Below are 12,104 nucleotides of genomic sequence, written 5' to 3'. Positions count from 1 at the left end.
GCCCAGCACGGCCACTTCGTCAAGTGCCCGCGGCGAGCTCCCCGCGCCCCCGGGGCGGGAGGCGCGGGGGGCGGCGCTAGTCCGCCTGCTCCAGGTACACCGGAAGCCTGGCGTGCCCGTTGGAGATGAAGCTGGACACGCTGCCGAGGTCGGCGGGGCCGGCCGCCAAGCGTAGGTTCGGGAAGCGCCGGAACAGCGCGGGCAGCGCGATTTCCGCTTCCAGCCGGGCCAGTGGCGCGCCCAGGCAGTGATGCGCCCCGTAACCGAAGGCCAGGTGCTCCTTGGTCGGTCGCCGTACGTCGAACTCGTCGGCGGTGGCGCCGTGCAGTTTCGGATCGCGGTTTGCCCCGGCATACGAGGCGAGGATCGGCTCGCCCTTGGCGATGCGCAGCCCGTCGATCTCGATGTCCTCGGCGGCGAAGCGCAGCGGGAGGTGCGCCACCGGCGCCTCGTAGCGCAGCGCCTCCTCGATCAGATCCGTCCAGGCCGCGCGCCCCTCGGTCACCTCGGCGCGCTGATCCTGGTGGGTCAGCAGCGCGAAGACGGCCTGATCGAGCAGGTTCACCGTGGTCTCGTGCCCGGCGCTGATCACCAGCAGCAGCGTGTCGACCAGTTCCTGCTCGGTCAGCTGTGAGCCGTCCTCCTCGTCGCGGTGCGAGATCAGCAGGCTGGTCATGTCGTCCCCGGGCGTCTGCCGCCGGTAGGCGACGAGTTCACCGAGGATCCGGTACATCTCCATATAGTTCGCTTGCGACTCCTCCGGCCCGAGCGACGTGTCGAAGATGCCGTCGACGCAGGTGCGCAGACCGGCGTTCAGGTTTTCCGGAACGCCCATCAGCGCGCTGATGACCTGGATCGGCAGCGGGTAGGCGAAGCCTTCCCTGAGGTCCACCGCTTCCCCCGCCGGCGTCGCCGCGAGTTCGGTCAGGAGGTCCGCGGTGATCTGCTCGATCATCGAGCGCATCGCCTGGGTGCGGCGGTGGGTGAACGCGGGCGCGACGAGTTTGCGCAGTCGGCGATGGTCCGCGCCGTACGCGGTGAACATGTTGTTCACCGCGACCCACGGCAACAGCGGCCAGTCCTGCGGGATCTCCCCGTTGATGAGCGCAGGCCAGTGCTGCTTACCATCTTTCGACACCCTGGGGTCCGCCAGCAACCGCTTCAGCACGTCGGCGTCGGTGACCGACCACGCCCGCACGCCGCCCGGCAATTCGACCAGGGTCACCGGCCCGCGCGCGCGAATTCGCGCGGACTCGCCCTGGATGTCGGCGCCCGCGGGGTCGAGGACTAGAGGTTGTGTGTCCATCGGGACTCCTTAGAAGACGGTCAGCGGAGGGGATTTCGGGAAGACGACCGGCAGGGACACCAGAGCGCGGTGGAACGGGCCCGGCCGCCAGCTCAATCGCTCGGCCGGCACGGCAAGGCTCATCTCGGGCAAGGCGTCGAGGATCTGATCGATGGCGTCCTGGACGACCAGATACGCGGCCGAACGGGCGGGGCAGGCGTGCGGCCCCACGCTCCACGCCAGGTGCGCCCGGCTGTCGGTGCGCTGGCCGACGCCGATCGCGGGATCGTTGTTGCAGCCGGCCATGCTGATCACGACCGGCTGGTGCGCGGGCAGCCAGACGTCATCGATGAGGATCGGCTGTTTCGGGTAGCTGACGCAGTAGTTCGCCATCGGCGGGTCGTCGAACAGCACCTCGTCGAGCGCGTCGCGGGTCGACAGGCTGCCGCCGAGGAAGTCTCCCGCGAAACGCTCGTCGGTGAGCATCAGCAGCACCGTGTTGACGATCAGGTTCTGCATCGGTTCGATGCCGGCGCCGTACAGCGTGATCAGCTGATGGATCATCTCGACGTCGTCCAGGCCCGCTTCGTGCCGCAACAGCCTGGAGGTGATGTCGTCGCCGGGGTCCTTGCGCTTCAGCTGCACGAGCTCGAACAGCGCGTCGGTGAGCATCGCGTTGCCCTTGTCCGCGTTGACGCCTTCGAAGATGGCGGCCATACCGGTCGCGACCTGCTGGCCGATGTCCGCCGGGCAGCCGAGCATGGCGTTGAGCACCGCGAAGCTGAGCGGGAACGCGTACTGGCTGATGAGATCCGCCGCGCCGTCCTCGCAGAAGGCGTTGATCAGCGGAACGGCGATCTGCTCGACGGTTCCGTGCAGTGCGTGCAGATCGACCCCGGCGATGCTCGCCACGTTCGCCTGCCGGTAGCGCAGATGTTCCAGGCCCGAACTGCGCAGCGCGTTCTTCCGCCACTCCAGCATCGGCAGGACCGGGCACTCGCCCGGGATGTCCCTCTGCCAGATACGCGGATCGGCCGGAAAGTGGTCGGGGTCGTTCAAGATGCGCAGCGCGGTGTGGTAGCCGATCACCAAGGTGGCAGGCACGCCCGGCGACAACTCGACCGGGACGAGCGACCCGAACCGGCGGCGCATCTCACGGTACGCCTTGTGTGGATCCTCGGCGTATTCCTGCGAATACAACGCGTAGCGGGGACCGCTGGTGTCGATCGGCGAGCCGTGCCGGACGGGACATCCGTTCGCGGGCGTGGACGGCGGGAAGTGTGGCGTGGTCAAAGACGAGACTCCAGAGAAACGAACAATTCGACGAACACGACGACCTGGGCGCGTGCGCGCCGCGGCGGCGTCAGTCGACGTGATGCGTGGGATCGGTGACAGGCCGGCGCACACCCTCATCAGCTGTGTGCACGACGACCTCTGAGCGGCAACCTCCTTCTGGATTCGGCATACGGCGATGTCGGTTCGCCGGACGGAGTGCGGCTACGACGCCGAATTCCGCTCCGGCTGAAGGACCGGCAGTGGCGGGGATTCCGGAAAGCGGACCGGCAGGGCCGTCAGCGATCGATGGAACGGCCCCGGCCGCCAGGTCAGCTCCTCGGCGGGGACGGCCAGCCGCAGCTCCGGCAACGCGTCGAGCAGCTGGTCGATGGCGTCCTGGGCGATCAGATACGCCACCGACCGGGCCGGACAGGTGTGCGGCCCGACACTCCACGCGAGATGTGACCGGTTGTCGGTGTACTGCCCCGTGTTGATCGCCGGGTCGTTGTTGCATCCGGCCATGCTGATGACCACAGGCTGGTGCGCCGGTAGCCAGACGCCGTCGATCAGTATCGGCTGGCGGGGGAAAGTCACACAGTAGTTCGACAGCGGCGGGTCGGTGAACAGCACCTCGTCCAGCGCGTCCCGGGTCGACAGGCTGCCGCCGAGAATGCCGCCGGCGAACCGCTGGTCGGTGAGCATCAACCGCATGGTGTTGACGATCAGGTTCTGCTGCGGCTCGATGCCCGCGCCGTACAGCATCAGCACCTGCTGGACCATCTCCTCGTCATCGAAATCGACGGGGTGCCGCACGATGCGCGAGACGATGTCGTCGCCGGGCTGGGATCGCTTGAGCGCCACCAGATCCGCCATAGCTCCGGTGAACATCGCGTTGCCTTGCTCGGCGTCCACGCCCTCGAACATCGCCGCGAGCCCCATCGCCGCCCGCTGCCCGATGTCCGGCGGGCATCCGAGCATGGCGTTGATCACCGCGAACGACAGCGGGAACGCGTATTGCGCGATCAGGTCCGCCGAACCGTCCCCGCAGAAACTGTTGATCAGGGGAACGGCGATCCGCTCCACCGTGTTACGCAGGGCGAACTGGTCGATCTCCTCGATGCCCGCGACCGTGGCCTGCCGGTACCGGGCGTGCTCGAGACCGGAATTGCGGATCGCGGCCGGACGCCACTCGAGCAAGGGCAGGACCGGACAGTCACTTGGCACGGTCTGCTGCCACGTCCGCGAATCGGCCGGGAAGTGGTCGGGATCGTTCAGGATGCGCACCGCGGTGTGATAGCCGATCACGAGCGTCGCGGGCACACCGGGCGACAGTTCCACCGGGACGAGCGAACCGTACCGTCCGCGCATCTCACGATAGGCACGATGGGGGTCCGCCGCGAAATCGTCCGAGTACAGCGCGACCCGGGGGCCGTCTGCACCGACCGGTGAGCCGTGCCGGACCGGGCAGCCGCCGGAGGTGGACGCGGACGAGGACTGTGCGTGGGTCAAAACGTGACTCCAAAGTCGGAACGTTCGACGAGCAGGGTTGGTACACGACATGTCCGGGTTCCGGAAGCCGAATCGCCGTGCGAGCGTAGCGAATTCGACCTTACGCCGAATTGCGCTGGGGCAGAGCATAACTCGTGCGCCACATCGACGCGATCGGGCGGGCGCGGTGCGGCCGCTTGCGGTGCCAACACCTGTACCCGCGTATCGCGACGGATACGCGGGATGCCAGGCCCGACCCAAGTGTGCCGAGCCCCGAAACCGGACAGGTGTGCGCGGGATATTCGTGCGGACCGGACTACTCCGCGGCCTCCAGGAAGACCGGCAGCTCGGCGTGGCCGTTGGAGATGAAGCTGAGCACCGGGCCCAGCTCGGACGGGTCGGCCGCGAGGCGCATGTCCGGGAAGCGCCGGAAGAGGGCCGGAAGGGCGATCTCGGCCTCCAGCCGGGCCAGCGGCGCGCCCAGGCAGTGATGCGCTCCGTAACCGAAGGCCAGGTGATCCTTGACCGACCGGCGCGGGTCGAACTCGTTCGCCGTCACGCCGTGCACCTTCGGATCGCGGTTGGCCGCCACGTAGGAGGCGAGGATCGCCTCCCCCTTGGGGATACGGAAGCCCGCGATGTCGATGTCCTCGACGGCGTAACGCAGCGGCAGATGGGCGACCGGCGCCTCGAAGCGCAGCGACTCCTCCACCACGTCCGACCAGGGGATCCGGCCCGCCACCACGTCGGCACGCTGGTCCGCCCGGGTGAGCAGCGCGAAGATGGCCTGATCGAGCAGGTTCACCGTCGTCTCGTGCCCCGCGTTGATGACCAGCATCAGGGTGTCGACGAGTTCCTTCTCGGTCAGCTGCGAGCCGTCCTCTTCGTCCCGGCTGGCGATCAGCACACTGGTGATGTCGTCGCCCGGGGTCTCCCGCCGATACGCCACGAGTTCGCTGATGAGCCGGTACATCTCCAGGTAGTTGGCCTGGGCTTCCTCCGGCCCGAAGGAGGTGTCGAAGAATCCGTCGACACATTTCCGCACGCCGGGGCCCAAGTGCTCGGGCACGCCCATCAGCTCGGTGATGACCTGGATCGGCACCGGATAGGCGTAGCCCTCGCGCAGGTCGACGGCCGTGCCGGGCGGGGTCGCCGCCAGCTGGTCGAGCAGGTCGGCGGTGATCGCTTCGATGCGCGGTCGAAGCGCCACCGTCCGACGGTGCGTGAACGCGGGAGCGACCAGCTTGCGCAGCCGCCGATGCTCGGCGCCGTAGGCGGTGAACATGTTGTCGACCGCCACCCATGGGTGCAGCGGCCACTCCTGGGTGATCTCGCCGTTCATGAACGCCGCCCAGTGCTGCCTGGGATCCTTCGACACGCGCGGGTCGGCCAGAAGGCTCTTGAGCACGACGGCATCGGTGATCGACCACGCCGGCACCCCGCCGGGCAGTTCCACCAGGGCCACCGGCCCACGCTCGCGCAGCCGCGCCGCTTCGCCTTGGATATCGGAACCGGTCAGATCCAAGACTATCGGCTCTTGCGACATCGGACGCTTCTCCTTACACCATGTTCAACGGAGGGGACTTGGGGAAGACGACCGGCAAGGCCGCCAACGCCCGGTGGAATGGGCCGGGCCGCCAGACCACTTGGTCCACGGGCACGGCCAGTTGCATTTCGGGGAGAGCGTCCAGGAGCTGGTCGATGGCTTCCTGGACGACCACCGACGCCACCGACTTCGCGGGACAGGCGTGCGGCCCGACCGCCCACGCCAAGTGGGAACGGTTGCCGGTGCGGTCGCCGCCGCGGATCGCCGGATCGTTGTTGCAGGCGGCGAGGCTGACCAGAACCGGCTGATGCGCGGGCAGCCAGGTGTTGTCGATCAAGATGGGCTGCCGGGGATAGGTGATGCAGAAGTTCGCCATCGGCGGGTCGTTGAACAACACCTCGTCCAGCGCGTCGCGCGTGGACAGGCTGCCGCCGAGGACGTCGCCGCCGAAACGGTCGTCGGTGAGCATCAGCAGCAGGGTGTTGGTGATCAGGTTCTGCTGCGGCTCGATTCCGGCGCCGTAGAGGCTGATCAGGTTCGATAGCATCTCCTCGTCGTTCAGATTGGACGAGTGATGGGCCAACCGGGACGTCACGTCGTCGCCCGGCTCCGCGCGGCGCTCGTGGATCAGCTCCATCAACGCCTCGGACAACATCTGCATGCCCTTGGCCGCCTCGACGGTGTCGAACAGCATCGCCATGCCCGTGGCGACCCGCTGCCCCAGTTCCCTCGAACAACCGACGATCCGATTGAGCACTTCGAAGACGAGCGGGAACGCGTACTGCGTCACCAGATCGGCGGATCCGACCTCGCAGAAGTTGTTGATCAGCGGAATGGCGATACGCTCGACCATCGAATGCACTTCGTGCAGGTCGATGGCGTCGATGCTCGCGGTATAGGCGCCCCGGTAGCGGGCGTGCGCGGCGCCGCTGTTGCGCAGTGCGTTCGGATACCACTCCATCATCGGCCGGATGGGCGAGTCCTCGGGGATGTTCTTCTGCCAGATACGGGGATCGGCGGGGAAGTGCTCGGGATCGTTGAGGATCCGGACGGCTTCCTGATAGCCGATCACCAGCGTGGCGGGCACACCGGGCGACAGTTCGATCGGGACCAGCGAACCATGGCGCCTGCGCATCTCCCGGTAGACCCCGTGCGGGTCGGCCGCGAAACCCTCCGCGTAGAGGGGAATCCTGGGACCGTCGGTATCGATCGGCGATCCGTGCGCGACCGGGCAGGCGCCGCCGGCTAGGTGCGTGGGGAAGGTCGAGGACTGAGACATGGTCAAATGCGAGACTCCAAACGGTGGAACAAGAATTCGACGAGCGTGATCAGCGAACGCAGGCACGTGCCCCGATCACGCGCGTCCAGTGCCGTCAGCGGTGTGCCCGGTTCCAGGTCGAGGGCATCGCGCACCTCTTCCAGCGGGTAGGGCCGCGCGCCTTCGAACTGATTGACCGCCACCGAATACGGGACGCCGCGTTCCTCGAGCACCGAAAGGACCTCGTCGGACTTCTCGATGCGGCGGGTGTCGACCAGCACGAGCGCGCCGAGCGCACCGCGGGCCAGCTCCTCCCACAAGGGGACGAAACGCTGCTGGCCCGGAGTGCCGAACAGGTAGAGCGCGAGTTTCGGACTGAGCGTGATGCGACCGAAGTCCATCGCGACCGTGGTCTGCGATTTGCCGGGCAGCCCCGCCATGTCGTCCACACCGACGCTGGCTTCGGTGATGGTCTCCTCGGTGCGCAGCGGCTTGATCTCCGAGACGCTGCTCACGAACGTGGTCTTGCCGACACCGAAGTTGCCGGCCACCAGCAGTTTCACCGAGCGGGTCACGGTCTCCGGCACGTAGTCGACGGCGCGATCAGACGGCGAGAGCACGGAGCCCATTGAGTACCTCCTCCAGCAGAGCGATCTCCGGCAGGGACTCGGCCGGGGTGGGGGTGACCAGGTGCCCCCCGTCCATGAGATCGGACGCGACGATCTTCACGACGGACGGCGGGAGGTCGAGGTACGCCGCGATCTCGGCGATCGACAGCGCACCTCGACGGCTGCACAGGGCCATGACCCGGCGCGCGTCGGGCGACGCGCCGGGGAGTGGATCTTTGGCGGTCAGGACCAAAGTAACCAGGTCCAGCTCGCGAGTGGGACGCGTACGCCCTCCGGTGCGCACATAGGCCCGGACCAGGTCCGGGTCGCGCCGCGGCTTGCTCATGACGGCACCTCGCTCGTGCTCGGCTCCGTGATGCCCAGCGGCGCAGTACCTTTGACTCGCTCGCTGCGCTCGATCATGGCATTTCGCTGCCGTCTACGCGCCTGCGCGGCTGACTGCCGAGCTCGCGCCCGACCCGGCCGGCCAGCTCGTTCATCCGGTGGGCGACGAGGCCCACGTCGATGTCGTTGGTGGTCGCGACGCCGAGCAGCGCGCCCTCCCCCGCCGCGGTGATGAGGATCATCCCCTGGTCGTACTCGGTCATGTTCTGCCGCACCCCGTTCGCGGAGTCGCCGCAGAACTCGCCGAGCGCCTTGCCGAGCGAGCGCAGGCCCGAAGCCGCGGCGGCGAAGCGTTCCGCCTCGTCGCGGGCGATCCCCGCGGAGTGGGCGATGCGCAGGCCGTCGTCGGAAAGCAACACCGCGAACCGCACACCCGTGATGTTGAGATCTTCGAGTAGCCAGCCCAGTTTGTTGCTGCTGTCGGTCACGGGTGTGGCCATCAGGATGTCATCCCTTCCGTGTCATCGGATGCGGCGGCGCGGCCGCTCTTGGAGCCGGTATGCCAAGCTGCGGCGACCTCGGGGCGAGCGAGGCCGGGTTCGGTGCGCGGCCCGACCGGGGCGAGCGCGACCGTTCGGCGTCGTCGCTTGGGTAGTCCGCCGCTGGTGATCTCGCTGACCGTCAGCGAGTGCTCGTCCTCGACGGGCTGCTCGCTCGGCGCGTCCTTCGCGGGAACTGTGGCCGGCTCCGGTTTTGCCTCGGTCACGGGCGCGACCTCCTGGACGTTCTGCGGGGTGACCAGCAGCGACTCCGGGATGTAGACCATCGCGCGCATGCCGCCGTAGACGTTCGGGCCGTCGATGTAGACGGTGAAACCGTAACGGCGGGCCAGCGCGGCGATACCCGGGAAGCCGACCTTCGGCGACGGGCCGAGCTGGTGGATGTCGACGGGCCGCTCGTGCGCGAGCACTTGGCGGGCTTCCTCCATCTGCTCGGCGTTCATCCGCACGCCCGCGTCATCGATGATGACGGTGACGCCGTGATGACCCTCCTGGAAGTTGACGTCCACGTAGGAGGTCGGCGGAGAGTACCGCAACGCGTTGTCCAGCAGGGTCGCCAGCGTGTGCACGAGGGGTTCCACCGCACGGCTGATCACGACGCGGTCGAGCTGGTTGGGCCGCACCCGCAGGTATTCCCGGACGCGTCCGATGGCGCCGCCGACCACGTCGGTCAGTGTCTGCGCTGGCCAGCGGCGGCCGGGCAGGCCACCGCAGACGATCACGTAGGACTGCGCCTGACGGATCATCTGCTGCACGGTGTGGTCGATGCGGGTGAGGGTCTCGTACACCGCGTCGTCGCGATGCTCACGCAGCGCGGCGCTCACCACCTGGCTGACGTCCGCGCCGAGGCTGACCACCGAGGTGCCGAACGAGCGGACCGCGGCGCTGGTCGCCTGCCGCGACGCGGCGGCGACCTCGGTGCGCGCGGTCTCCTCGGCGGCCTTGATCGCCTGCTGCGCTTCGTTGTTGGTCAGGTCCCTGGTCTCCGAGCGCATCAGGCTCAGATCGTCGGCGTACCGCTCGGAGATCCACCGCAGGATCTGCGCGAGCCGCGAATTCTCCATGCCCGCCTGGACTTCGACCGGGGGCACCTGCGACTCGAACCGCCGGATCGACTCGGCCACCGCGGGTAGCGTGGTGGCGGCGAACCGCTCGAGCGTGTCTTCTGTCGCGCGTTGTTCCCTGATCAGCGTCTCGACCTTGGCCCGCTGAGCCCTGGCATACTGCACTGCATACAACGCCCCCGCTACGGCGATCACCACAGCGGCGGCGAGGATCCATGAAAGCACCACGGCGATATCTTGATTCATCAGTTCTTTCGTCGTTGACTGGTCTCGAGGAATCGGCCCACTGCCATCCTGCTTCGCTCGCCTTCCCTCGCCTGCCGACCATGAACGGACCGGTCGGTGGGGTCCGCGTCGGAGTACCGGAAACCCCGCGACGACACCGGCACTCACCAGAGTGCCTACCGCATAGTGCCCGCAGGACAGGCGATTACACGTGAATCGCCGACCGCCCGGATCGTGTCCGAACGGTAACCAGAACCCGACCATTCGCACATTAGCAGCATTCCAACGAAGTCTCTGCCGATCCCATCGACACTTTCCGGATTCCCGGAGCTGGGACGATACGTGCCGCAGATCGCGACATAGTTGGGCAATAATGTTGGGCTGCCATGCAACCCGCAGGCCATTTGCCCTGCGTACGGGACCGCGCGCCGGACGGGCACCGGAGACGGCCGTCTCGGCGCTTCGGTCGATGCGCCCGCCGCGATAGGGGCCGAGCAGGCAGAACAGGCATTCACTGACGCGTCAACAAATGTATTGGCGGGTGTCGCGATTCGTTTTCGCAAAGACGAGTTCGCCTGGAACCGGAAGTCCACCCGACCGGCCGCCCTCCCGGCCGGGCGCACCACCGGCGCCGGATACCATGCGCCCATGGCAAAGCTGAAGGTCTCGGTCGACGTCCCGATCTCGCCCGAGGAGGCCTGGACGCACACCTCCAACCTCGCCGAACTCGACAAATGGCTGACCATGCACGAAGCGTGGCGCGGTGCGGTTCCGGCCGAGCTGACCGTCGGCACCCAGCTGGTCGGCATCGCCTCGGTGAAGGGCCTGCGCAACCGGGTCACCTGGACCGTGCGGGCCGCCGAGCCGCCGCGTCGCCTGCAACTGACCGGCGCGGGCAAAGGCGGCACGAAACTGGGACTGCAACTGCTCGTCGCGCCGAAAGGCTCCGGATCGGAGGTCACCGTCGACATCGAACTCGGCGGCGCGCCCCTGTTCGGCCCGATCGGCTCCGGAGTGGCCCGCGCGGTCAAAGGCGATATCGAGCGCTCGCTGGACCGCTTCATCGCCCTCTACGGCTGACCTCGACCGTCACCCGCCGAGGGCGTCGAAGATCTCCTCGGCGCGGTCGCGGGTGCGGTACATGTCCCACGCGGTGTCGGCCAGGTCGTCCGGATCGAGGGTGTGGCCTTCGGGGCTGCCGAAGCGCGCCGGATCGGCGGTGACCATGGCGTGGATGTCGCCGCGTTCGACGAGGCCGCCGATGGTGAGCGTGCCCGCGTAGAGGTTGCGCCCGGCCAGCGCGGCGTTGAGGGTGAGCGCGTAGTTGCGCAGCGCGGCGGCCGCGAGAGCGAGGTGGCCGAGCATGGGCATGGGGCGGACACTGGAGAGCCCCCCGGCGAAAAACAGTGCGCCGTCGCCATGTTCGAGCATTCCGGGCAGCACGTCGCTCACCACGTCGATCGCGGGCCACACCCACTCGAACGCCGACTGTGCCGTGGCCGCGTCGACGTCGGTGATCGGCACCGGATGCTGCGCCGGCCCCGGCCCGTAGTAGACCATGCCGATCGGGCCGCCCCCGCGGATGTCACCGAGTACCGCGCCGAGCCGCGAGCGATCGGTGACGTCCGCGACGTGGGCGGTGGCGTCGATGCCGCGACTTGCCAGGTCCGCCAGATACGCGGCATGCCGCGCGTCGCTCCGTGAGACCAGCGCGACCCGGAATCCTTCCCGGCCGAAGCGCCGCGCCATCGACATGCCGAGACCGGGGCCGACGCCGACGATCACCGCTGTTCCCTGCTGTGCCATGCCTTCTCCTAGAATCTGAGGCCCCCCTCGAATTCGTACCGTAGCACGAAATCGAGGGCTGCCTCAGATTTTGTAGAATGACCGGGTGACCAAACCGCTGCGCCGCGACGCCGCCCGCAATCGCGAGAAATTGCTCGCAGCAGCGGCCGATGTATTCACCGAGCAGGGACTGGAAGGCTCCCTGGAAGAAATCGCGCGGCGCGCGGGTGTCAGCATCGGGACCCTCTACAACCATTTCCCGACCCGCGACGCGCTCATCGACGCACTCCTACCGCCCCGGCTGGCGGCGGTGGACGAGATCGCCGCCCGGGCAGCGGCAGAGCCGGACGCGTGGACGGCGTTCACCGGGTTCGTCGAAGACCTGCTGGTCCGGCTGACCGCCGATCGCGGTCTGCTCGAGGCGTTCACCGGGGATCATCCCGCCGCGGTGCGACTGGCGCAGGCCTGCCACCGCGGAATGTCGCAGCTGTCGGCCATTCTCGCGCGCGTGCGGGAAGACGGTGCGCTGCGCGCCGACGCGACCGACGAAGACGTCGTCAACTTGGTATGGGCGCTGTCGCTGCTCGGCGAGACCACGGGCTCGCCGTCGTGGCGGCGCGCCTCGCAGATCGTGTTCGACGGCCTGCGAAGCCGTCGGTGACCGG

At 68.0% G+C, this 12,104-nt stretch carries 12 protein-coding genes; 2 read left to right on the top strand and 10 right to left on the bottom strand.

What is annotated here, in order from left to right; all coding sequences use genetic code 11:
• Positions 1 to 76: 76 nt before the first annotated feature.
• The 9 genes from ABZ552_RS14255 to ABZ552_RS14215 form a co-directional block, all read right to left on the bottom strand.
• Positions 77 to 1,306 carry a cytochrome P450 gene (locus ABZ552_RS14255; RefSeq protein WP_357437382.1) on the bottom strand — a complete coding sequence of 410 codons (1,230 nt, stop codon included), beginning with the start codon at positions 1,304 to 1,306 and terminating at the stop codon, positions 77 to 79.
• Between the two features lie 9 nt (positions 1,307 to 1,315).
• Positions 1,316 to 2,578: a cytochrome P450 gene (locus ABZ552_RS14250; protein ID WP_357437379.1), complete on the bottom strand. Its 1,263-nt coding sequence runs from the start codon at positions 2,576 to 2,578 to the stop codon at positions 1,316 to 1,318.
• Between the two features lie 204 nt (positions 2,579 to 2,782).
• Positions 2,783 to 4,069, bottom strand: a complete 1,287-nt coding sequence (locus tag ABZ552_RS14245) for a cytochrome P450 (protein WP_281873872.1) — start codon at positions 4,067 to 4,069, stop codon at positions 2,783 to 2,785.
• Positions 4,070 to 4,364: 295 nt separating this feature from the next.
• Positions 4,365 to 5,594, bottom strand: coding sequence for a cytochrome P450 (locus ABZ552_RS14240; protein WP_357437376.1), 1,230 nt, complete (start codon positions 5,592 to 5,594; stop codon positions 4,365 to 4,367).
• A 13-nt stretch (positions 5,595 to 5,607) separates the two neighbouring features.
• Positions 5,608 to 6,873: a cytochrome P450 gene (locus ABZ552_RS14235; RefSeq protein WP_281873875.1), complete on the bottom strand. Its 1,266-nt coding sequence runs from the start codon at positions 6,871 to 6,873 to the stop codon at positions 5,608 to 5,610.
• Positions 6,874 to 6,875: 2 nt separating this feature from the next.
• Positions 6,876 to 7,481: an ATP/GTP-binding protein gene (locus tag ABZ552_RS14230; protein WP_181721799.1), complete on the bottom strand. Its 606-nt coding sequence runs from the start codon at positions 7,479 to 7,481 to the stop codon at positions 6,876 to 6,878.
• Positions 7,456 to 7,806, bottom strand: a complete 351-nt coding sequence (locus ABZ552_RS14225; protein ID WP_039805398.1) for a DUF742 domain-containing protein — start codon at positions 7,804 to 7,806, stop codon at positions 7,456 to 7,458. Before ABZ552_RS14225 ends, ABZ552_RS14230 begins: the two co-directional genes overlap by 26 nt.
• 73 nt (positions 7,807 to 7,879) lie before the next feature.
• Complete coding sequence (locus ABZ552_RS14220) at positions 7,880 to 8,305, bottom strand: roadblock/LC7 domain-containing protein (protein ID WP_159839877.1); 426 nt, start codon at positions 8,303 to 8,305, stop codon at positions 7,880 to 7,882.
• Positions 8,305 to 9,657 carry a sensor histidine kinase gene (locus ABZ552_RS14215; RefSeq protein WP_281873878.1) on the bottom strand — a complete coding sequence of 451 codons (1,353 nt, stop codon included), beginning with the start codon at positions 9,655 to 9,657 and terminating at the stop codon, positions 8,305 to 8,307. Before ABZ552_RS14215 ends, ABZ552_RS14220 begins: the two co-directional genes overlap by 1 nt.
• Positions 9,658 to 10,302: 645 nt before the next feature.
• Here ABZ552_RS14215 and ABZ552_RS14210 point away from each other — a divergent pair.
• A complete protein-coding gene (locus ABZ552_RS14210) occupies positions 10,303 to 10,734 on the top strand; it encodes an SRPBCC family protein (protein ID WP_063020775.1) in 432 nt (143 codons plus the stop codon).
• A gap of 9 nt (positions 10,735 to 10,743) precedes the next feature.
• Here ABZ552_RS14210 and ABZ552_RS14205 read toward each other — a convergent pair whose 3' ends face one another.
• Positions 10,744 to 11,460: an SDR family NAD(P)-dependent oxidoreductase gene (locus ABZ552_RS14205; RefSeq protein WP_281873881.1), complete on the bottom strand. Its 717-nt coding sequence runs from the start codon at positions 11,458 to 11,460 to the stop codon at positions 10,744 to 10,746.
• Between the two features lie 85 nt (positions 11,461 to 11,545).
• Between ABZ552_RS14205 and ABZ552_RS14200 the strand changes: the two genes are divergently transcribed.
• Positions 11,546 to 12,100 carry a helix-turn-helix domain-containing protein gene (locus ABZ552_RS14200; RefSeq protein WP_357437369.1) on the top strand — a complete coding sequence of 185 codons (555 nt, stop codon included), beginning with the start codon at positions 11,546 to 11,548 and terminating at the stop codon, positions 12,098 to 12,100.
• Positions 12,101 to 12,104: the final 4 nt, after the last annotated feature.

Origin of the sequence: Nocardia sp. NPDC019219 (genome assembly GCF_040632645.1) — a bacterium.
GTDB lineage: Bacteria > Actinomycetota > Actinomycetes > Mycobacteriales > Mycobacteriaceae > Nocardia > Nocardia sputorum.
The sequence above is the reverse complement of the archived record's forward strand: the minus strand, read 5'-3'. Positions and strand labels throughout refer to the sequence as shown.

Excerpts from the sequence above, each read along its gene's own strand:
- ABZ552_RS14255 (WP_357437382.1), bottom strand. The coding sequence starts at position 1,306 with ATGGACACACAACCTCTAGTCCTCGACCCCGCGGGCGCCGACATCCAG.
- ABZ552_RS14240 (WP_357437376.1), bottom strand. The coding sequence starts at position 5,594 with ATGTCGCAAGAGCCGATAGTCTTGGATCTGACCGGTTCCGATATCCAA.
- ABZ552_RS14235 (WP_281873875.1), bottom strand. The coding sequence starts at position 6,873 with ATGTCTCAGTCCTCGACCTTCCCCACGCACCTAGCCGGCGGCGCCTGC.
- ABZ552_RS14230 (WP_181721799.1), bottom strand. The coding sequence starts at position 7,481 with ATGGGCTCCGTGCTCTCGCCGTCTGATCGCGCCGTCGACTACGTGCCG.
- ABZ552_RS14225 (WP_039805398.1), bottom strand. The coding sequence starts at position 7,806 with ATGAGCAAGCCGCGGCGCGACCCGGACCTGGTCCGGGCCTATGTGCGC.
- ABZ552_RS14220 (WP_159839877.1), bottom strand. The coding sequence starts at position 8,305 with ATGGCCACACCCGTGACCGACAGCAGCAACAAACTGGGCTGGCTACTC.
- ABZ552_RS14210 (WP_063020775.1), top strand. The coding sequence starts at position 10,303 with ATGGCAAAGCTGAAGGTCTCGGTCGACGTCCCGATCTCGCCCGAGGAG.
- ABZ552_RS14205 (WP_281873881.1), bottom strand. The coding sequence starts at position 11,460 with ATGGCACAGCAGGGAACAGCGGTGATCGTCGGCGTCGGCCCCGGTCTC.